This window comes from Sinorhizobium sp. Y406 (assembly GCF_058732025.1).
The window spans coordinates 773,225-795,843 of the sequence record NZ_CM178975.1; the positions used below are offsets into that span (position 1 = coordinate 773,225).

The 22,619-nt window shown below is 62.7% G+C and carries 22 protein-coding genes; 12 read left to right on the forward strand and 10 right to left on the reverse strand.

Going from position 1 to position 22,619, the window contains the following annotated elements; translation table 11 throughout:
- Positions 1–31: 31 nt before the first annotated feature.
- Genes AC4P1R_RS20520 through napE form a run of 3 tightly spaced genes read right to left on the reverse strand, consistent with a single transcriptional unit; the run spans position 32 to position 981 of the window.
- Positions 32–289, reverse strand: a complete 258-nt coding sequence (locus AC4P1R_RS20520; protein WP_151613815.1) for a chaperone NapD — start codon at positions 287–289, stop codon at positions 32–34.
- A complete protein-coding gene (napF, locus tag AC4P1R_RS20525; protein WP_492178561.1) occupies positions 282–782 on the reverse strand; it encodes a ferredoxin-type protein NapF in 501 nt (166 codons plus the stop codon). The genes AC4P1R_RS20520 and napF overlap by 8 nt, the downstream gene beginning before the upstream one ends.
- 7 nt (positions 783–789) lie before the next feature.
- On the reverse strand, positions 790–981 hold the full coding sequence (gene napE / locus AC4P1R_RS20530; protein WP_151613817.1) for a periplasmic nitrate reductase, NapE protein: 192 nt from the start codon (positions 979–981) through the stop codon (positions 790–792).
- A 443-nt stretch (positions 982–1,424) separates the two neighbouring features.
- Between napE and AC4P1R_RS20535 the strand changes: the two genes are divergently transcribed.
- Genes AC4P1R_RS20535 through AC4P1R_RS20545 form a run of 3 tightly spaced genes read left to right on the forward strand, consistent with a single transcriptional unit; the run spans position 1,425 to position 6,390 of the window.
- A complete protein-coding gene (locus AC4P1R_RS20535; protein WP_069456894.1) occupies positions 1,425–2,030 on the forward strand; it encodes a TetR/AcrR family transcriptional regulator in 606 nt (201 codons plus the stop codon).
- A 42-nt stretch (positions 2,031–2,072) separates the two neighbouring features.
- Entirely contained in the window at positions 2,073–3,209 is a 1,137-nt protein-coding gene (locus AC4P1R_RS20540) for an efflux RND transporter periplasmic adaptor subunit (protein ID WP_492178563.1), read from the forward strand.
- A 28-nt stretch (positions 3,210–3,237) separates the two neighbouring features.
- A complete protein-coding gene (locus tag AC4P1R_RS20545; protein WP_492178565.1) occupies positions 3,238–6,390 on the forward strand; it encodes an efflux RND transporter permease subunit in 3,153 nt (1,050 codons plus the stop codon).
- Positions 6,391–6,568: 178 nt separating this feature from the next.
- On the opposite strand, the gene AC4P1R_RS20550 is transcribed toward AC4P1R_RS20545, so the two are convergent.
- From AC4P1R_RS20550 to AC4P1R_RS20575, 6 genes are all read right to left on the reverse strand, one after another.
- Positions 6,569–8,461, reverse strand: coding sequence for a nitric oxide reductase activation protein NorD (locus AC4P1R_RS20550; protein ID WP_492178567.1), 1,893 nt, complete (start codon positions 8,459–8,461; stop codon positions 6,569–6,571).
- A 10-nt stretch (positions 8,462–8,471) separates the two neighbouring features.
- Positions 8,472–9,284 (reverse strand): CbbQ/NirQ/NorQ/GpvN family protein, encoded by an 813-nt coding sequence (locus tag AC4P1R_RS20555; protein WP_069456898.1) that lies wholly within the window; start codon positions 9,282–9,284, stop codon positions 8,472–8,474.
- Positions 9,285–9,348: 64 nt separating this feature from the next.
- A complete protein-coding gene (locus tag AC4P1R_RS20560) occupies positions 9,349–10,695 on the reverse strand; it encodes a nitric-oxide reductase large subunit (protein ID WP_069456899.1) in 1,347 nt (448 codons plus the stop codon).
- Positions 10,696–10,720: 25 nt separating this feature from the next.
- Positions 10,721–11,173, reverse strand: coding sequence for a c-type cytochrome (locus AC4P1R_RS20565; RefSeq protein ID WP_151613822.1), 453 nt, complete (start codon positions 11,171–11,173; stop codon positions 10,721–10,723).
- A gap of 167 nt (positions 11,174–11,340) precedes the next feature.
- Complete coding sequence (locus AC4P1R_RS20570) at positions 11,341–11,631, reverse strand: cytochrome C oxidase subunit IV family protein (protein WP_069456900.1); 291 nt, start codon at positions 11,629–11,631, stop codon at positions 11,341–11,343.
- A 4-nt stretch (positions 11,632–11,635) separates the two neighbouring features.
- Positions 11,636–12,202: a cytochrome c oxidase subunit 3 gene (locus AC4P1R_RS20575; RefSeq protein WP_069456901.1), complete on the reverse strand. Its 567-nt coding sequence runs from the start codon at positions 12,200–12,202 to the stop codon at positions 11,636–11,638.
- A gap of 119 nt (positions 12,203–12,321) precedes the next feature.
- Between AC4P1R_RS20575 and AC4P1R_RS20580 the strand changes: the two genes are divergently transcribed.
- A complete protein-coding gene (locus AC4P1R_RS20580) occupies positions 12,322–12,477 on the forward strand; it encodes a hypothetical protein (protein WP_151613825.1) in 156 nt (51 codons plus the stop codon).
- Positions 12,478–12,859: 382 nt separating this feature from the next.
- The gene (locus AC4P1R_RS20585; protein ID WP_151613826.1) at positions 12,860–13,546 is read left to right on the forward strand and encodes an NnrU family protein; all 687 of its coding nucleotides are present in this window, start codon (positions 12,860–12,862) and stop codon (positions 13,544–13,546) included.
- Between the two features lie 388 nt (positions 13,547–13,934).
- Here the strand turns inward: AC4P1R_RS20585 and AC4P1R_RS20590 are convergent, their stop codons facing one another.
- Positions 13,935–14,309, reverse strand: coding sequence for a hypothetical protein (locus AC4P1R_RS20590; RefSeq protein WP_069456905.1), 375 nt, complete (start codon positions 14,307–14,309; stop codon positions 13,935–13,937).
- A 300-nt stretch (positions 14,310–14,609) separates the two neighbouring features.
- On the opposite strand from AC4P1R_RS20590, the gene AC4P1R_RS20595 reads away from it, so the two are divergent.
- The 7 genes from AC4P1R_RS20595 to AC4P1R_RS20625 all read left to right on the forward strand — a co-directional run bounded on the left by AC4P1R_RS20595 (position 14,610) and on the right by AC4P1R_RS20625 (position 22,609).
- On the forward strand, positions 14,610–15,179 hold the full coding sequence (locus tag AC4P1R_RS20595) for an NnrU family protein (protein WP_151613827.1): 570 nt from the start codon (positions 14,610–14,612) through the stop codon (positions 15,177–15,179).
- A gap of 366 nt (positions 15,180–15,545) precedes the next feature.
- On the forward strand, positions 15,546–15,977 hold the full coding sequence (locus AC4P1R_RS20600; protein ID WP_492178800.1) for a ParB N-terminal domain-containing protein: 432 nt from the start codon (positions 15,546–15,548) through the stop codon (positions 15,975–15,977).
- Entirely contained in the window at positions 15,974–17,365 is a 1,392-nt protein-coding gene (locus AC4P1R_RS20605; RefSeq protein WP_492178570.1) for a Y4yA family PLP-dependent enzyme, read from the forward strand. The genes AC4P1R_RS20600 and AC4P1R_RS20605 overlap by 4 nt, the downstream gene beginning before the upstream one ends.
- On the forward strand, positions 17,366–18,376 hold the full coding sequence (locus AC4P1R_RS20610) for a cysteine synthase family protein (protein WP_069456909.1): 1,011 nt from the start codon (positions 17,366–17,368) through the stop codon (positions 18,374–18,376).
- Positions 18,373–19,512, forward strand: a complete 1,140-nt coding sequence (locus AC4P1R_RS20615) for an NAD/NADP octopine/nopaline dehydrogenase family protein (protein WP_492178571.1) — start codon at positions 18,373–18,375, stop codon at positions 19,510–19,512. The genes AC4P1R_RS20610 and AC4P1R_RS20615 overlap by 4 nt, the downstream gene beginning before the upstream one ends.
- Complete coding sequence (locus tag AC4P1R_RS20620; protein ID WP_492178573.1) at positions 19,512–21,398, forward strand: IucA/IucC family protein; 1,887 nt, start codon at positions 19,512–19,514, stop codon at positions 21,396–21,398. Before AC4P1R_RS20615 ends, AC4P1R_RS20620 begins: the two co-directional genes overlap by 1 nt.
- Complete coding sequence (locus tag AC4P1R_RS20625) at positions 21,395–22,609, forward strand: MFS transporter (protein WP_492178575.1); 1,215 nt, start codon at positions 21,395–21,397, stop codon at positions 22,607–22,609. Before AC4P1R_RS20620 ends, AC4P1R_RS20625 begins: the two co-directional genes overlap by 4 nt.
- The last annotated feature ends 10 nt before the right edge of the window (positions 22,610–22,619 follow it).

Consider the following 22,619-nt stretch of genomic DNA (forward strand, 5'->3'; position numbering starts at 1 on the left):
AGTTCGAGCGTGGTCGGTGCGAAATTCGCGCCTATCCGTGACCCGCATCGACATGCTCAAACACCATGCTGGCGGCGACGACGCCGTCGAGACCGGAAATCCGCGACAGGCATTCGCCGAGCATGCCGGAACTCGTGCCTTCGATCACCACCACGATCTTCCCGCCCTGATGGCCGTAGACCTCCACTGTCTCCATCTGCGCAAGCGCCGCGAGAACGCCGTCCAACTTCGCCGGAACGGCGGCGATGACGGCACTGGAGATGTGACATTGCGCTTTCGCATCAGGCATGGGCGCCCTCCTTCCTGCGCTCGCCGGCCCGGATCGCCCCGACCGGACAGAGGCCTATGCAGGCACCGCAACCGCTGCAAAGATCATCATCGACTTCGGGCAGGAATGGCCCGCCCATGCGGGGGCGGAAACGGATCGCCTGCTGCGGACACGCATCGTGACATGACTGGCAGGCAACGCCGTTTCGCGTCAGGCAAGAAGCGCCGATCGCGGCCATGTGCGGAAAACGGCGGATGTTCGTTGCCTGGAAGACAGGCTCCGGGCAAGCGCGCAGGCAATCGCCGCAGAATAGGCACTCCCCATGCGCAAAAACGAGCGACGGCCAGCCGCCGTCGAGACGAACGATATTCGTGGGACAGGCATCGACGCATGCGCCGCAACCCGTGCATGCGGCGAGTGTCTCGATCGTTGCGCCCGGGGGACAGATGCGCGCCACTTTGGAGCCCCTCCCGAGAAGCACGCCCCGTCTGGAGATGTTGCTCGCGCCTGCCACGGCCACCTCAATGCCCCGTCGGCGGGCCGGGAGGCCCGAAGACAAGCTGCAGCATCCACACGATAAAGCCGTAACCGCCCACGACGCCGACTGCAACCAATGGCCATATGCCAAAGGCGAGCACGAAAAAGGTTAAAAGCTCCTTACGCCGTTCGGAGCGGAGCGGCGTCGCCGGTCCACCGGAAGACAACTCCGACATGCTGCATCTCCCCATGCAACTGTTGGAATAGTAACAATCATTTTCGGGAAAGAAAGGAAAATAAACTTAACTCCGTTCGTCACCAATAGAATTGATCTATGTCAAAATATCTCGGCTCACTCCTTTCCGGGCAGAACCATTCTTTTCATGAACGACGGGATACTTAGCACATTCATGAGTCGAAATGTTTCGCAGCCGCAAGGGTCATGACGGCGGTCGGCGTCGATTTTTCGACTGGTGTTTCGACTGGTGCCATGCGTTGGTCGCTTCGTCGGCCCCGTATTCATCCCCCTCGACGACAGAACCCCAGGCGCACCGCGCTCAGGCAGCCAGATACAATCGCTGGGTGAACTCCGGCAAGTTTGCGGGACGTTGACACATCGCGGTTATCGGATTATGAGTGACGAAATCCAAAAATCGTCACTCATCAGAAGCCCCCAGCAATGCCGCAGACATCAGACAGTATCGAAGCAAGCCGGCAGGAGAACATCGCGCGGATTCTCGATGCCGCCGAGCGGCTCTTTCGCCATTACGGCTACAGCAAGACGAATGTGGCCGATATCGCTCGCGAGCTCGACATGTCGCCGGCGAATATCTATCGCTTCTTCTCCTCCAAGACCGAAATCCATCAGGCGCTATGCGCGCGCATGCTGGCCGCGAGCTATGAGCAAGCGCTGGAGATTTCCCGCCTTCCCCTGAGTGCCGCCGAGCGCCTGCGCCGCTACGCGCATGGGCAGCACAGGCTCACCGTCGAAACCATGCTCGACGAGCAGAAGGTCCATGAGATGGTCGTCGTTGCGATCGAGCGAGAGTGGCACGTGATCGAGAAGCACATCGATCGCATTGACGGGCTCATCGCCGGCATCATCCGAGAGGGCATCAGCGCGGGCGAGTTCGCCAATCAGGATCCCGAGACCGCCGCTCGCTGCTTCACTGCCTCTCTCTTGACGCTCTGCCACCCGCAGATGGTGGCGCAATGTCTTGCGAAGGAAAACCGCCCAACCTCGGACGCGTTGATCGAATTCGCGATCAAGGCCTTGAAGTATTAACGAAAATGCCGCCGCTGCGGCAGCGTACCAGGAACACAAACGATGTCCTTCACAAGCGTCTTCAAACAGCCCTTTGCTGGCCGCCTATTAGGTGTGGCCGCTCTTGCCGCCCTACTCGCCGGCTGCTCGGAGGAGAAGGCCGAGACGAAGGAAATCATCCGGCCGGTCAAGGTGGTCGAGATTGCCGGCACGGGCGAAACGCGACGGCTCGTTTATGCCGGAGCGGTCAAGGCACGCACTGAGATGAATCTCGGCTTCCGCGTCGGCGGCAAGATCACCGAGCGGCTCGTCGACATCGGCGACCGCGTAGAGCCGGGCGACGTTCTCGCCCGTCTTGATCCGACCGATTACGAGCTCTCGGTCAAGAGCGCCGAAGCCAACCTTCTCGCCGCCGACAAGCAGGTTCAGACGGTTGCGCTCACGAAAACGCGGGCCGAGCAGCTTTTTGCGCGGAAATTCTCCTCAAGGGCCGAGCTCGATCAGGCAAGCCTCGCCTATGATCAGGCCGTCTCCACGCGCGATGCCGCCGCTTCCGCCCTGAGCCAGGCAAGAAACCAGGTGACCTACACGAGGCTACTCTCCGACCAGCCCGGCATCATCACCGCCGTCAATGCCGATATCGGCCAGGTCGTCGGCACCGGCACACCGGTCGTGACGGTTGCAATCGACGGCGAGAAGGAGATCGAGGTCGCCGTACCGGAACTCGATATTGCGGAGTTCAAACCGGGCAAGGAGGTGCAAGCGCGCTTCTGGTCCAACGACATGCTGACCCTCGAGGGTCGGGTGCGGGAGGTGTCCGGCAGCGCCGAACGGCAATCCCGGACATTCTCGGTGCGTATCAGCCTGCCCGATGACCGGCGCGTCCTGCTCGGCATGACCGCAACGGTCGAGGCGGCTGCAGCGAAGTCAGAGACCCTGATCTCCATTCCCTTAAGCGCGCTCGCCCGAAAGGACGACAAGGACATCGTCTGGACCGTCGATCGCGACGCATCGACGGTTCACGCCCGCGCCATCAGGCTCGCCGACTTCACCGGCGATCAGGTGCGGGTCGCGGAGGGCCTCGCACCGGGCGACCTCGTCGTCACAGCCGGCACGCAGTTCATGACCGAGGACCTGAAAGTAAAACTGCGGCCCGACGCGCAACAATCCGCCAGCGCCGGAACACAGATCGTCCGCTAACCACACAGACCAGACAGGAATACCGATCATGCACGCCTCCACGGGGGAGAAGAAGCCGTTCAACCTGTCGCGTTGGGCGATCGGCCATCCGAGCATCGCGCGCTTCCTCTTCGCGCTGATCATTGTCACCGGCGCCCTCGGGCTCGTGCGCATGGGGCAGCGAGAGGACCCGGAATTCACCTTCCGGACGATGGTCGTCCAAGCGGTCTGGCCGGGCGCTTCGATCGAGGAGATGCAGCATCAGGTCGTCAACAAGATAGAGCGCAAGCTGCAGGAGACGCCGCATCTCGATTTCGTCCGCTCCTATACGCGCTCGGGCAGCACCATCATCACCGTGCAGATCGAGGGCGATACGGATGCGGACGACGTTGCCGACGCCTTCTATCAGGTCCGCAAAAAGGTGGGCGACATCGCCAATGAACTGCCCGAAGGCATGCTCGGCCCCTATTTCAACGACGAGTTCGGCGACACCTATATCACCATGCACGCCATCAGTGGGCAAGGCTACACCTATCCCGAACTGAAGCGGTTCGCGATAGACGGCCGCGACATGCTCCTGACGACGCCCGGCGTGGAGAAGGTGGTGATCCTCGGCGACCAGCCGCAGAAGATTTATATCGACGTCTCCTCCAAACTGTTGGCCGCGCGCGGGCTCACGCTTGCCGACCTGCAAAACGCCATTGCCGGCCAGAACAATGTCGACCCTGCCGGCAGCGTCGATACCGGCACCCGGTCGGTGCGCATTTCCGTCGACGGGGACGTGACGCGGGTCGAGGACATCCGCAACCTGCGCCTGCGGACGGGCAGCGAAGCGATCCGCCTCGGTGACATAGCGACGATTACTGCGGGGCTCGAGGACCCTTACGCGCGCAAATTCCGATTCAACGGCCATGACAGCGTGCAGATCGGCGTGGTGATGGCCAAGGGTCACAACGTCACCGATGTCGGCAAGGCAGTGGAGGCAACCTATGAACGTTTTGAATCCTCGCTCCCCCATGGCGTATCGGTCGACCAGATCTCCAACCAGCCGGAAGTCGTGACCGAGGCGATGAGCGAATTCATGCACGCTCTCATGGAAGCGCTGGCCATCGTTCTCGTGGTGTCGTTCCTGTCCATCGGCTGGCGCTCGGGCCTGGTGATTGCGATCGCCATACCGCTGGTGCTCGCCGCCACCTTCGCCATCATGTACGAGTTCGGCATCGACCTGCAGCGCATTTCGCTGGGCGCGCTCATCATCGCGCTTGGCCTGCTGGTTGACGACGCGATGATCGTCGTCGAACTCATGGAGCGAAAACTAGAGGAAGGCCTGGCGAAGATCGATGCGGCGAGCTTCGCCTATTCCTCGACCGCCTTCCCGATGCTCACCGGCACACTGATCACCATCGCCGGCTTCATTCCGGTCGGCTTTGCGCAATCCACTGCGGGCGAGTATGTCCGTTCGCTCTTCTATGTGGTCGGCATCGCTCTGGTCGTCTCCTGGTTCGTGGCCGTCTACTTCACGCCCTGGCTCGGATACATGATCCTGAAGCAGCGCCACCATGCCGGCGGGCATCACGACGTTTTCGACACGCGCTTCTACCGCCGCCTCCGGTCGGCCGTCGGCTGGGCCGTGCGCCACCGCGTCATCGTGCTCGTCATGACGCTGGCAGCCTTCATGACCAGCCTCTGGGCCTTCCAGTTCATTCCCAAGAATTTCTTTCCGCAATCGTCCCGGCCGGAGATTCTCGTCGACTTATGGCTGCCGGAAGGCACCAGCATCAGCGAGGTCGAGCGTCAGGCCCGGGCCCTCGAGGCGCGCATGATGGACGACGAGGACAAGCGCTTCATCGCCACCTATATCGGCGAAGGCATCCCGCGCTTCTTCCTGCCGCTCGACCAGCAGCTTCGCAATCCAAACTTTGCGCAACTGCTCGTCATGGCGAAGGACGAGCCCGCGCGCGAACGGCTGATCCTCAAGCTGCGTACGATCCTCGCCGAAGACTTCCCCTCGATCCGCGCCAAGGTCGACCGCCTGTTTCTCGGCCCCCCGACCGGCTGGCCGGTTCAGATCCGCGTGATGGGTCCCGATCGCCAGGAACTGCGCCGCATCGCCGATCAGGTGAAGGCGAAGTTCAACGAGAATCCCTTGCTCGGGGCCGTCCATGACGACTGGCTGGAGCCCGTGCCGGCGATGAAGCTCGTCATCGACCAGGACCGCGCCCGCGCGCTCGGCGTCAGTTCGCAGCGCGTCCGCCAAATGCTGCAGGCGGCGATGTCCGGTGTCCCGCTCGACGATTTCCGCGACGGCGAGGAAACGGTCTCGATCGTCGCCCGCGAGCCGAACGGCAACCGGCACCTGCTGTCGGCAGTCAATTCGGTCTATGTGCCGACGGATTTCGGCGGCTTCGTGCCCGTCGCCCAGATCGCCAAGGTCGTGCCGGTCATGGAGCAGGGGATCGAGTGGCGGCGTGATCGCCTGCCGACGATTACCGTGCGTGGGACGCTGCCGGACGGCGTCCAACCGAACGACGTCACGATGAAGCTCTACGACGAGCTCAAGGGGCTTCGGGACGGGCTTGCACCCGGTTACAAGATAGAGGTCCAGGGTGGCGCCGAAGACAGCGCCGAAAGCCAGGCGTCGATCGCCGCCAAGGCGCCGATCATGCTGCTCGTCATCCTCGTCCTGCTGATGGTGCAGCTCCAGCATTTCGGCAAGTCGATACTTGTGCTCGCCACGGGTCCGCTCGGCATCATCGGTGCGGCTGCGGCGCTCCTTGTCAGCGGCGCCCCCTTCGGCTTCGTCGCCATTCTCGGCGTCATAGCACTTCTCGGCATCATCATCCGAAACTCGATCATCCTCGTCGACCAGATCGATCAGGACATCGCCGGCGGGATGGAGCGCTCCGAGGCGATCGTCGGCGCTGCCGTGCGTCGGTTCCGGCCGATTATGCTAACGGCGCTCGTCGCGGTGCTCGCGATGATACCGATCTCGCGCAGCATCTTCTGGGCGCCGCTCGCCTACGCGATGATGGGCGGCATCCTGGTCGCGACGGTGCTGACGATCCTGGTGCTGCCGGCAGGTTATGCCGTGTTCTTCGGCAAGGAACCGAAGGTGCGGAAGTCGGACAGGGATGAGGCAGTGCCGGACGGGGGCGCTGACGCGGATGCAAAGCGCTATCCCGCCCCCATCGCCGCGGAATGATCGTGCGCGACGAGAAATGGATGGAAGGCCCGGCTCCTACAGCTCCGCGCGTCTTATCAGACGCGCAAAGGTCGCTGTATCACTTTAGGGTGCTGCATGTCTTTGTCCTTCAATCGAGGTCGATTAAAGGAGACATGCAGTAGACTTGCCGGGCCTTCCGTATCGCGGCCTCCCCCGCCTATCTCACGAGGCCGCGATAGATCGAAGGCAGGGCGGCCGGCAGCCTGCCGATACTACTGACGACGGCATATCCGTTCTGCCCGAAGATCGTGGGCACATAGGACTTCGCTTCGCGATCGACCGTCACTCCGAATACATGAATGCCGGAGCGTCGCGCCTCGGTAACGGCGCGGCGACTGTCCTCAAGCGCAAAGCGCCCTTCGTAATGGTCGACATCGTTCGGCTTGCCGTCCGTCAGGACGATCAGCAGCTTCCGGCGGTTCGGGCGCTTGACGAGACCGCTGGCGGCGTGGCGGACTGCCGCGCCAATGCGGGTGTAGTACCCCGGCTTGAGCGCCGCGATGCGTGCCTCGACGGCGGACCCCATCGCCTCGTCGAAAGCCTTGACGGTTTCGACGCGCACCCAGTCGCGCCGGCGCGAGGTGAAGGTCAGGATTTCGTGGGAGTCGCCGCAGGCCGCGAGCCCATGTGCCAATACCAGGAGCGCCTGCTTCTCCACGTCGAGAACGCGGAGATCGTCGAACCAGGCATCGGTGGAAAGCGAAACGTCGACGAGGATGGTCACGGCGAGGTCGTGGGCCTGCGGTCGGCTCATCATGTGGATGCGGTCGCTGCCCTGGCCGCCGGCCTTGAGGTCGGTGCGGGCGCGCACCACGGCGTCGAGGTCGAGATCCGCGCCGTCGATCTGCGCCCTCAAGAGCTCGTGCCGCGGCCGCAGCACTTCGAATTGCCGCCTGACGCGGCGGATCAGGCTCTTCGTCGCCGCATCCGTCTCGCCGACGATCCCCTCGCCTGATGCAGGCGCGGCAACGACGCGGCAATAATCCCGAAGATAGCTGCCACTGCGGTAATCCCATTCGGGATAGCTGTGCTCCGCCGTCAGCGCCGTGCGGTCAAGCGCTTCCGGCGGCAGGTCGAGATCGAAGCGGAACCGCGCCGCAGGCCGCCCCTGGCGCTCGCCAAGTGTCATCTCGTCGAGTTCGTCCGCAGCCTGTGCGTCGTGCTCGTCGCTGTCGTCGGACGGCCGGTCGACATTGACCATCTCGGCCATGGCGAGGATTTTCTCGAAACGATTGAGAATGAACGGGCTACGTTCCTTCTGTCGCTGCGCCTCGCGGGTCGCCACATGGCGGGTCGTTTCGACCCCTTCCGCCCTGCCGCCACGGGCAGGCTCATCGCCACCCTCCCGTCTCTCTGTCTCCTGCCTGAGCAGCGCCTCCGGCCAGAGCGGCACGGGAAGCATGGGTAGGTAACCGGGTGGTGCACGCCGTGGAAAGATGACCGGCACGATCTCGTCGTCCCGGCCGGTGCCGGCCCTCAGCATGCGTAGCACTCGGTTCTCGACGTGCTGCTCGACCGCCGGCAACGTCCGCCCTTGCCGCACCTCCAGCACCGCCCGGCACAGGCGGCGATAGCGCGGGCGCAACGCCGGAAAGGCGTCAAGCACCCTTTTCACCGTCTCTTCCGCGCGCGCGAGGCCGGCGAGGTCAAGAGCGAGAGGATCGCCGGCGCCGACCGGTGACAGCGGCATGACAGCCATCATAGCGGCGAGCCAGAAATAGAGATCGCGGTTGAGGCGCCTGAGTGGGAAGAGGTCTATTTCCGCCGGAAGCATCAGCGTCGCCTGGTCGCGCGCCGGCTGCACCAGCTTCTCTTCGCCAAGCCCCATGCGCTGGCGCAGCCGCAGCCGATGTGTGGAGGTGCGGCCGCGCGCCGGTGCGATCTGCACCGCCTGCTCTCCGCCGAGACCGCGGAAGTAGACGGCAAGCACCGTTTGCACATCTTCGAGCCGGACGGCTTCCTCCGGAAAACGCGGCCAGCTGCGCGTGTTGCCGATGAAGCGGTGCCAGGCACGGCCGACAGTCTCTTCGAGTTCGAGGAAATCCAGCATCTCGGCCCCTTCAACGGACGATCGCGTCGGCGACCTCGATCAGCGCGGCCTTGACGTCCGGCTCGTCCGTCAACGGTTCGATCATCGTCGCGATCACCGCGTCGCGCAGCGACAGGCCGCTATCGACGAGGCTGGCGCAGTAGACGAGGAGGCGCGTCGAGACGCCCTCCTCGAGATCATGCCCTTTGAGCGCCCGAAGCCGGTGGGCAAGATCGACGAGCGGCGCGACGCGGGCCGCGTCGAGACCGCTTTCCTCCGCCACCACGGCAATCTCGCGCGCCCGCGGCAGAAAATCGAACTCGATGGCGACGAAACGCTGGCGCGTACTCGGCTTCAAGCTCTTCAAGAGATTCTGATAGCCAGGATTATAGGAGACGACGAGCATGAAGCCCGGCGGCGCCTCGAGCACCTCGCCGGTGCGCTCGAGCGGCAGGATGCGCCGGTCGTCGGTGAGCGGATGAAGCACGACGGCGACGTCCTTCCTTGCCTCGACGATCTCGTCGAGATAGCAGATGCCGCCCTCACGCACGGCACGGGTCAGCGGCCCGTCCACCCATACGGTGTCACCGCCCTTCAGGAGATAACGGCCGGTCAGGTCCGCGGCCGCGAGGTCGTCGTGGCACGACACGGTCGAAAGCGGCAAGCCGAGTTTGGCGGCCATGTGAGCGACGAAGCGTGTCTTGCCGCAGCCGGTGGGCCCTTTCAACAGCAGCGGAAGCTGGCGCAACCAGGCGCTCTCGAAGAGCGCACATTCCTGACCGGAGGGCGAATAGGCGGGGATCTCATAACCGGAAAGCGAGGGGTTTTTCAGGGCGATATTCATGGAGGATCTCCGAAGTCGGTTGCGGGGCAGCGGTGGGTCGGCTGCTAAGGCCGGCCCTCCACCCTCACTCGGCGGGCTGAATGGCCCGGTTAACGACAAGGCTGCGGCTCCTGCCGGGGACCAGCACCGCCCAGGCGAACATCAGCGCGGAGACGAGCACCACCGCACCCGAGCCGAGGCGTATCCAGTAGAAGAGCGCGAGTTGCTCCTGTACCACCATGAAGCTCTCGCCGAGAACTCGTTGCAGGTGGACCTGGACGACACCGGCGAAGGTGAGCGCGAAGGTCATCACCGACATGGCAGTACACATGGCCCAGAAGCTGGCGATCGACAGCCACTGGTTATAGGGCGCCCGTCCACGGATCTCCGGAATGGCATAGGCCATGACGGCAAGGTTCAGCATCACATAGGCCCCGAAGAAGGCGAGGTGTCCATGCGCGGCGGTGACCTGCGTGCCGTGGGTGTAGTAGTTGACCGAGGACAGCGTGTGCAGGAAGCCCCAGACGCCGGCGCCGAAAAAGGCCATGACCGAGCAGCCGATCGACCAGAGGAGCGCCGCCTTGTTCGGGTGCTTTCGGCCGGCCTTCCAGGTCATCACGAAAGTGAAGACCACCATGGTGAAAAAGGGTGCGACCTCGAGCGTCGAGAAGAGCGAGCCGATCCACTGCCAGTAGCCCGGCGCGCCGATCCAGTAATAGTGGTGACCGGTACCGAGGATGCCGGAGAAGAGCGCCAGGCCGACGATCACGTAAAGCCACTTCTCGACCACCTCGCGGTCGATGCCGTTGAGCTTGATCATCAGGAAGGCCAGAACCGAGGCCATGATCAGTTCCCAGACACCTTCGACCCACAGATGGACGACATACCACCAGTACATCTTGTCGAGCGCCAGATTGGCCGGATTGTAGAAGGCGAAAAGGAAGAAGATCGCCACACCCCAGAGACCGAAGATCAGGATGTTCGTGACCGTTGTCTTGCGCCCTTTCAGCACCGTCAGCGTGATGTTGTAGAGGAACATCAGCGCCACGACGACGATGCCGACCTTGATCGCGAAGGGCTGTTCGAGGAATTCGCGGCCCTCATGGATGTGGAAAAGATAGCCGACCACGGCAACGGCCGCGGCGACGAGGAAGATCCAGAACTGCGCAATTGCGATCTTGGGGCTGTAAAGCTCCGTCTCCGCCTCCTCCGGCAGGAGATAATAGGTGGCGCCCATGAAGCCCATCAGCAGCCAGACGATCAGCGCATTGGTATGGACCATGCGCACGATGTTGAAAGGCAAGAGTTCCGAGAGCGTGTTCGGCAGGACATAGATCGTGCCGGCGAGAACGCCGAACAGGACCTGGGCGAGAAACAGGCCGAGCGCGCCGTAGAAATACAGCATCGCGACCTTCTGCGTTTGATATTTCATGTCTTTTCTCCTTCTCCCGCCAAGCTCAACCCGCCTCGTTCGGCGGCCAGTTCTGCGTCTTGATGCGGCTCGTCCATTCGAGGAAATCGGCGAGATCGTTCAGTTCCTGCTCGGTCAGATTGAACTGCGGCATCTGCCGCCGACCCTCGGCGCCGGAGGGCTGAGCCGCCATCCAGGATTTCAGCGTCTCACGGGCGCCCTCGGGATCGCTTTCGCCGCCCCAGCGCTTCCAGACATTGCCGAGTTCCGGAGCGAAATAGGCGCCTTCGCCAAGAAGCGTGTGACAATTGATGCAGGAGTTCTTTTCCCAGACGTGCTTGCCGCGGGCGACCGAAGCCGTCAGCGTCGTTTCGTCCGTCGACTCCGTCTTCATGTAATAATGACTGTGGGCCGTGAGCCCGACGAAGATCGCGAAGAAGAAGATGGAGCCGCCATAGAAGACGTTGCGGGCCCCTGTCTTGGTAAGGCGTTCTGCCATCCCATGGTCCTTTCGATTCCGGGAGGCCGCAAGCAGCGGACCGGTCTGAACGATTCCCCGCCGGTCGGCTGCGGAATCGACATCCGCAAACACCGGCAAACGCGATCCTTTCTAGGGATTCCGAACGGGCGTTCTTTGCGTTTCGGCAAATAGTTGGGAAGAGGGCCTCACCCGCCCGACGGAAAGGCGGCGATGAGCGTTTTCGCCGCAGCCGCAAGAGCGAAGAAGATCGGCCAGGCAAGGAGGGCGATGCGTAAGTGTCGCGAACCGAAACGCAGGCCGAGGAAGTCAAGCACGACGAGACGGGCCTTCAAAACCGCGATCGTCAGAAGCGCCGCAGCGAGGGCAAGTGAGAGCGCCGGATCGCTGACCTCGCGGACGAGGAGCATCCCGGCACCGACCATGGCAACGAGCCATATCCAGGTTTTCTTCAACTGTTTGGGGCCACTGCCGTTCATCGGATCAAACCAGATAGAGAATGGGGAACATGACGATCCACACGAGATCGATCACGTGCCAAAGCGTGGTCACGAGTTCGACATTGGCCGGTCGCGGCCTCCAGGCGACCAGGATGAGCACTATGCCGACGAAGGCCACATGGACGAGGTGGAAGCCGGTCAGGATGAAATAGAGCTCGAAGAAGGAGCGAAACTCTGCCTCGCCGGCGAATCGGATTTCCGTGCCGTACTCGTAGAGCTTGATGGCGACGAAGGCGAAACCGAGCAGCGCCGCAAGCACCAGTGCCCGGCGGCGCGTGGCGAGCCTCGCTCCCTTGCCGGCCGCGACCGCCGCCTGCCATCCGCTTGTCAACAGCACGAGCGTGTTGATGGCGGCAATCCCCGGCTTCAGATGCAATCGCGCGACAGCGAAATCACCCGGCGCGATCACCGAGGCTACCAGAAAGGCGCCGATCAGAATGCCGAAGGCGGCCAACTCGCTCCAGACGAGAATCCAGAGAAGCAGCGTGTCTTCTTCCTCTTCGCCAGATCCCATTTCGCCGGTCGCGCCGGCCGCCATTGCTCGTTGCATGCCGCATCTCCCCAGGAAACCAGGAAAGCGCATAGGAGAATGGCACCGCCGCTTCTTTGCGCCCGATCAAAGACCAAAGCGGCCCGCTCGCTATGGTCGGTGAGGAAATGGAGACCACCATGAACGACGCGCAGATCGGCCTCTCGGTCGCCACCCCGATCATCATCATCTTCGCCCTCGTGCTCTATCGCATGGGGGTTCTCCAGCGGACCGGCGCAATCGCCGCGGTGCTGGCGTCGGTCGCTTGCGCCGCAGTGCTGTTCATCGACAAGTAGAGGGCCGGATAATGACGCCCTCGCCCCTCAAAAACCTTCAGGAACGATATGGCGAACTCCTCCAGCTGTGCGATTCCGTTGAAGCGATTATCGACTCGGTCGCCGGTCGGATCGATCCCGATCTTTGTCTGGCAACCGCAGCCAAGATTTCGAAGCCCGGCGGGCCGGTCGCGGCCCCGCCACATTCCCGCACAACGTCACCGGACCCGCAGCCATTGCTTGCGGCCACTCTCCAGTCAGCGGTTGCGGGACGAAGCGTGCATTCCTGGAGCGCGGTCGATGCGATGCTGCGCGTCTTTCTCGACGAGCTTCGGCGACACGTCGCAGCCGAGCAGGTTCTGCTCCAAGCAATGGAGGGGGCGAAAGCCGTCCACTGAGTACAATGACTGAATTCCTGCTGGCGCTCGGCGCCTTCCTCGCTCTCCATTCGATACCGGCGCTGCCTGCCATTCGCGAGCGGCTGATAAGCCACCTCGGTCGGGCAATCTATTTCTCGCTTTATTCCGCCGTGTCGATCGTCCTGCTCGGCTGGGTCTTCTATGCGGCGCTGAACGTCGACTACGTTCCGCTGTGGGAGCCGGCGCCCTGGCAGGCCTGGGCGACGTTGATCGCCGCGCCCATTGGCGTATTCCTCGTGCTCGCCGGCCTCTTCAGCATCAATCCGCTCTCGATCTCGATCCGCCAGGGCGATGAGCCGGGAGCGGTCGTCGCGATCACCCGTCATCCGGTGCTATCGGGCTTTGCCCTCTGGGCACTCGGCCACCTCATCGCCAATGGCGACCTGCGCTCGCTGATCCTCTTCGGCGGCTTCGCCCTCTTCGCGCTTGGGGCCATGCCGATGTTGGAAAAGCGCGCGCGCCGGAGACTGAAAGACGCATGGCACAGGGAGGCGGCAAAGACATCCATCCTGCCCTTGGCAGCACTTCTTCGCGGACGCGCCCGAATAACTGCCGATGCTCCGCTCGCCGTCGCCGCCCTGGCTACCGTAGTCACAACTACCTGGCTGCTTTCCGGCGGCCACGCCGTGCTGTTCCATGCCGATCCGCTCCTTCTGGCGACGGCGTTTTGACGAGCCTGCTACCGGGCGCCGCCTGCAGCATTGTGCATCTTTCAGGACGCTTCCGGACGCACCGCGCGTCTCGGCACCCGCAATCGCGGCCAAGCTCCCGTCGGAAATAACATGACCATTCGAGGAAGGGCGCGACCGAAGGACTCAACCGATGCAGACGCGGGCGGGAGCGCCGACTATGCGGCGCTCGATTGAACATCAACCCGGCAAAGCAGCGAGCGCGTGACGCAGGTCGGCAACAACATCCTCGGCGTTGCAGACCGACATTGAGCCTGATCGTCTTGCCGCTGACGTTGAAGCGGGCAAAGACATTCGTTTCCGGCGAAATGCTCGGCGCGGCCTTCGCGGGCATGACCAGACTCTCAGGCCCGCCCTTGAACGGTGTTACCTATTTCACGGTGCCGTCCGGGGTTACTGCGGGGCTGGGGCCGCCGGTCCCAGTCTGATAGGTGGGATCGCGGTCCGTCGGGGCCGGTATCCCCTCTTCCGTGCGCGGCGGACTTCCTACACTACCGGTTTGTTCGTTCGAAGGCGAAGGCTGAACTTCCTCCACCGCCGCAGTCGGTGCGTCGGCATCCGTGTCGTCGGCCCATAGGGCGATAGCTCCCCAGACGAGCATCGCCAGGACAAGACTTGTCGCGAGCACCACAAACACGGGAAAGCCCAAACGGCCCTGGCGCGTCTCCGTCGTCGTGAAGGTCTTTCTGTCTGACTCATGTGTGGCTGAGGGCGGGTCGCCCCGTTCGTCCAGATGATTGCTCATTGAACTTCTCCGTTCACCGTGCCTCGACAACGAATGTCCGCTGCACAATGTTCCGGACAAGGCTGGCACTGGCGCAACACCCGCTCCCAAGCGACAAACTGGCTCGCTATTGGAGGGATCGGAGCGACCGGGTAGCGTAGCGGGGCTGATCGGAGGAGCGGCAACATGTACCCTGTTCGCTGCCCGGCTCACACGTCTTCTTTAAATCGTAACCAAACTGGAGAAACATGCAGGAATTGAACGAGCGATCTGTGCGTCCGCGCGGCGTTTTGATTGCGGCGATCCTTTCGGAGGGCGACGATGTTTGTTCTGATACTCGGCCTGCTGATCTTTCTGGGTGTCCATTCGGTTCGCATCTTTGCGCCCGGCTGGCGCGACCGACGCCTTGCCGACATGGGGGACGGCCCCTGGAGAGGGCTCTATTCGCTCGTTTCCCTGGCCGGCTTCGTGCTGATCATCTGGGGCTTCTCTATTGCCAGGCCGGATGCTCCGATCCTCTACGAGCCACCGGTATGGATGAAGCACATCGCTCTTGCGCTGATGCTTTTCGCCTTCATCAGCCTCATGGTGTTTGCCTTCCCAGCGGGTCGCCTGAAGCCGGCTCTCAAGCATCCAATGCTCGTGTCGGTAAAGATCTGGGCTCTTGCGCATCTGCTCGCCAATGGCGATCTCGCCTCGCTACTGCTCTTCGGTGCATTCTTGGCCTGGGCAGTAGCCGATCGCATTTCGGCTAAACGCCGCGGCAATGGAGTGGCGGCGCCGGGCCCGGCAACATGGGATATCGGGGCTGTGGTCGCGGGTGTGGCGCTTTACGTGCTGTTCGTGTGGCGACTGCACGAATGGCTGTTTGGCGTCACGCCGCTTCCCTGATCCGCAGCTCCCCGCCCGGGCGGTAGCTAGCCTTATTTCGATTACAGCGCCGCGCGTCTGTTCAGACGCGCCAAGGTCGCTGTAACTCTTTGAATCTCGCATCGAGCTTTCCGAAAATCGGGTACGATTTTCGGGCCGATGCGCTAGACGCCTCGCTTGTGAACCGGTCTGCTGCTCGCCCGCACGGCGTGAAACGTCGCGCGCAAAAGAGCGGTAACGCAGCCTCTGTTTGCTGAGCTCTTCAAGCAATCGATCATTGCGAACGCTATTGACGCCACAATCATGGCTGGCTATAGCGGATAAATCTTGACTCAATTACTCAAGATAAATAAGCAGTGCAAAGAACAAGCGCGAGGGCCTATCTGCATGGAATATTGCCTTCTCTCCCCAGCACGTTTGATTCCGACTGAAGAGGTGAACCCCGAAAGAGTCGATGCCCTGCAGGCCAAGATCCTGCAGGAGGGCTCCTGGACAGCGCCAATCACGGCAGAGAAGGATGCCTTGTTCGTGATGGACGGCCATCACCGGTTGACGGTTGCGCATCGCCTCGGGCTCACAGCTATCCCGGTCGTTCTTCTCGACTACGATTCGGTGCGCGTGGAGAGCTGGCGTCCTAATGAGACGGTCACGCCGGGCGATATCTTCGACATGGCGCGCAGTGGCCGTAAATTTCCATACAAGACAACGCGGCACGTTTTCGCCAAAGGTTTGCCGGCATGCGATGTGCCACTTGAAGTCTTGTACGGTCCCGTTCCGACGGGCATGGCCCCCGGCCCTTCCGCGGGGGCATTGTCATGATGCTTCATTGTCAGAAAATCGGCCGCGAGCTGCCACCGATGCTCCGACCGGCAACCGCGGACCTCCTCACCCGGCACGCTTCCCTTCTACTCGACTGGGTCGACCGCTACGGCTCGCCGCTAAACCTCATCTGGCCGCAAGCCCTTAAGGAGAACCTTGCCGCCCTGAGAGGCGTTCTGACGGAGAACGGCGTCCGGCATGCGATCTACTATGGGGCAAAAGTCAACAAGTCCGCCGGGCTGATGCGAACGGCACTCGGCGTAGGCGCTGGAATTGACGTTTCCAGCCTTTATGAACTTCGGGACGCAAGGCGGCTCGGGGCCGATGGTGCAAGGGTCGTGGCGACGGGACCAGCGAAGACGGGTGCGTTCCACAGAGAACTCGTCGGCTGCGGTGCGCTGATATCGGTGGATTCCCCCGAAGAGTTGGAGGACCTGATCGGCGCTCTGCCGGCAAGGACGAGCCCGCAGCCGGTCCTCTTGCGGCTGCGACCGAGCGACCAGAGCAAGAGCCGCTTCGGCATGCCGGCCGACGCCATCGCTCAGTGCCTCGCGCGGCTTTCCGGCGAAAGGCAATTGCGATTCGACGGGCTTCATTTCCACCTCAACGGCTACCGTTGGAAGAGCCGCGCCACAGCGTTGAGCGAGGCTGCCGGCCTCATTTCGGAAGCCCGGCGAATGGGATTTTCTCCGCGCATGATCGACATTGGCGGCGGCCTGCCCATCCAGTACGTCGATCCGATCAAATACCGGGACCATCTCGCCGCCCAGACGACCGACGACTATCGCACCGGGAAAATACCGGAATCCTTCTATCCCTATGGCGGCAGTTTTTCCGCCTCCGATTGGCTGCACCTGCTCTTGCTGGCAGAGATGGCGCAAGGCCGAAGCGTTGCCGATTATTTCACGCGGGAGGGGCTTTGCCTTGCGATGGAGCCGGGCCGCGCGCTGGCGGACCAGACAGCCATCTCTGTCTTCAAGATCTCGCGTGTAAAGGCTCTCGGCCCGGATACGCACGTCATTTTCGTCGAGGGCAGCAGCTTCAGCGCCTGCGAAACCTGGTTTGCTTCCGAATTCCTGATCGATCCCATTCATGTCCCGGCAGCTCATGTGCCGGCAGCGAGGCCGTCGCTTTCCGCGACGCCTCCAGGTCGCGCCTATCTAGCCGGACACAGCTGCCTCGACGAGGACGTGCTCAGCAACAGGTGGCTGTCCTTCTCCGTCGCGCCGCAAGCCGGCGACCTGCTCGTCTTCGCCAATACCGGCGGCTACCAAATGGATCTTCTCGAAAACGAATTCCACCGTCACCCGATGCCCGCCCGCCTCTGTGTCGCAGGGGATGCGCAAGGGCAGCCCTATCTCATTCCCGACACAGTTGAGGAGGCTTAGATGCTGCATACGACCGTAACGCAATTGATTGGCCAGACGCCGGTGATGTCGATCGCGGTCCCGAACCGGGACGCCACTCTGGTGCTGAAGATCGAGAAGAACAATCCCGGCGGCTCGATGAAGGACCGCATGGCGCGCAGCATGGTGGTCGCCGCGCTTCAAGACGGGCGCCTCGCACAGGGCGGCACGATCGTCGAATCATCCTCCGGAAACACCGGAACGGGCTTGGCGTTGGCGGCCCTGGAGTTCGGATTGCGTTTCATCGCGGTGGTGGATCACCACGCGGCACCCGACAAGATCCGTATGATGCGGGCGCTCGGCGCCGAGATCCGCTACATAGAAGGCGATTTCCGCGAGGACGAGGTTGCGGTCGTCGAACGACAAAGATTAGCCGCGCAGCTAGGCGCTCAGCTTCCAGGCGCGCTTTTCATGAACCAATCCGATAATCCGGCGAACCCGGAAGGCTATGCCGGTTTCGTCGACGAGTTGCTGGCCCAACTCCCGGACGGAATTGATGCCTTTATCGGCTGCGTCGGGACAGGTGGCTCCATGACCGGGATCTCCCAGCGGCTGAAGCACCACAACCCGTCTGTGTATACGATCGCAGTCGAGCCGGCTGGTTCGATCGTCTTCGGCAAGCCGGGGCATCCCTACTACCAATCGGGCACCGGCACGCCGGCGGGAGACGAAGTGGGCAAAGTGCTGGATTACGGCTGCATCGACGAGGGTGTCCAGGTGACGGATACCCAAGCCTTCGAGACGGCGCGCTACATGGCCCGGCGCAAGGGGCTGCTGGTGGGCGGCTCGACGGGTGGCGCCATCTACAAGGCGCTGGAATTCATCGCCGCTGGCAAGCTGACCGGCACGATCGTGACGACGGTTGCGGATGGCGGAGAGAAGTATCTTGGCACGATATTCGACGACGAATGGATGGCCAAGCGCCGCCTGTTCGATCCAGCGATCGCCGCCCAACTGGACGGCTGGCTCGCCGCCAGGGCGTGCGCGGCATGAAGGTGACCATTTGTGGCGCAGGCCGTACCGGGCACTTGAACGCGGTACTGTTCAAGCAGGTTCCAGGCGTCGAGGTTTCTGTCCTGACCAACTCCACAGCTTTGGCCGAGCGATGGGCAGAGGGCGACGACGTCTGGCAGGCAGAGGCTCGAAACGGTCGCATCTTGAGCGCTCGACCCGACCATGTTGGAACCGATCCGGCCCAAGCGCTCGAGAGTGCCGACATCGTCGTCATTACGCAGCCCGCCCAGGCGAGGCCGGCCCTGTTGGATCGAATAGCGCCGCACTTGCCGCAGAATAAATGCGTCCATGTCGGAGCAATCCCCGGCTTTTGCGGCTTCGATTGGCTCGCGGCAAAGGCTCTCTCGGGGCGCGAAAATGCGGTCATCTGGGGCATGAAGGATGTGCCCCACATCGCCTTCGACCTGATCGCGGGCCAGCGCGTGCGCATGGGCGGGGCGAAGGCGGAAATCTTCGTCGCTCTTCATCGCCGTGAAAGCGCGGCAAGCGGCGCCACGCTCGCGGCAATATTGAATCGCCTCTACGAGGCTCCCGTCACCCTGCTGCGGGACTACCTCGAGATTACGCTGACGCCCGGCAACGCACTGATGCACCCCGCCGTCCTTTATGCGCTCATCGGCCCCGGAGCACCCTGGGAGAACAGGCCGTTCGACGAGCCCCTGTGCTGGTGGAGCGATTGCCCGCAGGCAGGCGCCGAGCTCTTGGAGGCTTGCGATGCCGAGAACCAGGCGATCCGCCGTGCAAGCGAGGCACGTCTCGGCATCGACCTCAGCTCGGTAAAACCACTTCAGCAGGAGTTGGTCGAAGCCTATGGCAACCAGATCGCGGACGCCCGGACCATGTACACGCTTCTACGCACAAATCGCGCCTATGCGGACATCCGAGCCCCCCTGGTTGCCAACCCGTCCGGCCCGGGATTGGTCGTCGATCGCGAAAGCCGCGCCTTCCATGAGGACCTAGCCTTCGGACAGGCGCTGCTCGTCACAATGGCCGAGCGGCTCGATGTGGCCGTACCGGCCATTGCCAAGACCTATCAATGGGCGCGCGACTATCACGGCGGCTTGGCCACCGGAGTGCCCGCCTATGTACCCTCAGATTGGCCGGAGGCAGCCTAATGGACGATAAGATTTCTTCCGCAACTGCTCAGATCCACTCAGACGATACAGAGCTTCTAGCGAACGCGGCACGAAATGCGATAAGCCGTCTGGTCCGTTGCCTCTTCGCGGAACGCCTGTTGGATCCGGATGCACTGCTACGGGCTCGCGACGGCCGCCAGGCCTGGTTGCCGCTTTGGCAGACGCGCCGCGTGCTGCATTTTTCCGATCTTCGCCGGGCGCCCGCCGGAACGTTTCAGAACCGCGGGCAAATCGAGGCCTTGGACGCAAGCGGTACCCGGCGTCGGATCGAGGACCCGTCCGTCCTGATGCGGGAGGTTGCGCCATCGATCGCGTTTGCCCCTGCGGCCGACGGCTTGGAGCACTTCGTCCGCGACGTGGACAACAGCATGCGCAACGACGTTCTTGCACGGCGACATCGGAAACGCTGGAGTGCCGAACTACGCGAGCAGATCGGCCAGGCAGACGCAATCGGTTTCCTTGCTTACCTTCAAGAGACCTTGCCGCCGCACCTGGTAGCCATGACGCTTGACCAATGGGGCGCCCTTGAGGGACATCCCTTCTATCCGACATGGAAAGCCAAGCCCGGCCTGGCGCCGGACGATGTCGTTGCCTTGTCGCCGGAATTCGGCGCTCGTGTGCGCCTGCGGGTCGCCGCGTTGCGCAGCGGCTGGGCCTACATAGAGAAGATGCCGCATGTCGATGGCTATTCGGAATGGTTCGCCGAGAACTTCCCGGACCTCTGGCGCGAGTGGGAGAAAGCCTTGGGAGAGCGTGGTAAATCGCCTGCGGATTGGCTGCCTCTGCCCGTGCATGCCTGGCATCTGGAGAACTTCGTCCGTCAGGAATTCGCGCCCGAGATCGAGGCTGACGTTTTCGATCCGGAAGGCCCGGAAATCGAAACGCTGCCGTCAATGTCCTTCCGCACGATGCTGCCGGAAACGCGGGACCCAAGGCCCTTCATCAAGCTGCCGGTCGCGATCTGGATGACGAGCGAGCAGCGGACGCTGCAGGCCAAGTCGATCCATATGGGGCCACGCCTCAGCACGTTGATTTCCGACATGCTGGCGAAGGAGGATGACCTCAGGAGCGGGCTGGAGATATTCACCGAGGAACTGGGCGCGATTCTGCGTCATCCCGATACCGGTGACGAACATCCGGGCCGCTTTCTGTCGGTGGTCTATCGCAACACCGATGCTCTTGCCCGTCGAGACGGCCTGCTGCCGGTGACTGTCGCCGCGCTTCTGACCGCTGGCCCGGTCGACGGTCGGCCACTGATCTGCGAGCTCATCGGAAGAAGCGGCGACGAGAGCGAAGCGGCGATCGCCGCATTCTTCCGGCTCTATGCACGCACCGTTGTCCGCCCGCCTCTGGCCATGTATCTCCTCTACGGCCTCGCATTCGAGGCGCATCAGCAAAACAGCACGGTCCTTTTCGACGATCGCGGTCTGCCACGGAAGCTCCTGATCCGCGATTTCGGCGACGGCCGCAGCTTTGCGCCGCTCTTCAAGGAGCGCGGTTACGAGCTGCAACCGTTCAGTCGAAAAGGCATTCTGCCAACCACCTTCGACGATGATATCAGCCTCGTGCGCTCCTTTGTCATCGATGCCTGCTTCGTCTGCCATCTTCACGAGATCGCCCTTTGCCTGACCGAACAATATTCGCTTGCGGGTGACCGCCTTTGGCGCATCCTCAGGGAGGAGACGGAAGAGGCGTTCGATACGTTGCGATCGCGCATGCTGTCGGATGCGTTCTGGCTCGAGGAACGCCAGGCCTTCCTCGAGCGGCCCTGGCCGACACGGTCAGTCCTGCGGATGCATCTCGAAGGCTATCGCGACTATCGCGTCGAGCACCAACTGCCTAATCCGCTGGCGAGTACAGAATGACCGGTGCAGTCGCGGCCCTGCGCGGCTTCGGACCCGTTTTCGCGCTGCTGTTCGGACTTCAATTCATCTCCATGGGCGCCATGGAGATGAGCGGTCCTTTCTGGCCGATCCAGATAAAGGCGCTGAGCGCTTCCGATAGCGTTTTCGGCCTGGCGGGAATTGGCGTCTATGTCTGCCCCATGCTTGGCGTGTCCCTGACGAGTGCCTTTTGGGGGCGGATGGGCGACCGCTACGGCAATCGCCTCATGATGGTGCGCGCGCTGGCTGGCCTGGCGGTGACGCAACTCCTCGTCGCTTTTGCCGACGACGTCTGGACCATTCTGGTGCTGCGATTCCTGCAGGGTGCCTGCGCTGGCTATATCGCACCGGCCCAGGCCTATGGGGTGCAGGTAACCGGCGGGCGGGATCGCGCCCGCCTCTTCGCCTGGCTGCAGGTGGCGACGAATGTCGGCTCGCTCGCGGGCGCCTTTCTCGGCGGGATCATTCTCGATGCCTTGCCTTTCGCGACCGTCAACCTCACCGCCGGCATGATCTGCGCATTCTGTGCCGCCGTCGCCTGGGTGAGCCTGCCCGTTTTGCCGGAAGGAAGAGGTCTCACGGTGGCGGCGAAGGCGACAGCGGTATCACACCCGCCTTCTACCGGCGTCCCGTTGATCGGAGTTTTCTGGCTGATGGGAATGCTGCTTGCAAGCAGGATGGTGCTGCAGGTGCCCTTTTCCCTCTATATGTCTGAGGTTTACGGCGCCCAGCATTGGATCACCGGCTTGAGCTATGGCCTTCTTGCGCTCGGCTTCGTGGTGGCAGCGCCGGTGTGGGCATGGAGCTTCGAAGGGCGAGCGCCGTCCTTTGTGTTGGGATGGAGCGTGGTGATCGCCGGCGGATGCTCCATCGTTACCGGGCTGGCGGACTCGACGCGCGTCATAGGGCTCTTCGCAGCGCTCTATTTCACCTGGGGCGCGCTCCTCGGAGGAACCACGCCGGTTCTCCTGTCGCTCGTTTCGGCAGCCACGCGAAGTGAAAAGCAGGGCTCCGTCCTGGGGGTGGCGCAGACCTGCCAGCAAGGTGCTTCCGTCATCGGCATCATTGCGGGGGTCGCCGCCACGCAATATTTCGGGCTCGAAGCTGCCTTTCCGCTCGTCTCGGGCCTCTATGGCCTGTCATTTTTCGTGGCGCTCGGCCTGTGGCTCAAGTCGCGCCAATCACTTCGGTAAAGGAGAAATA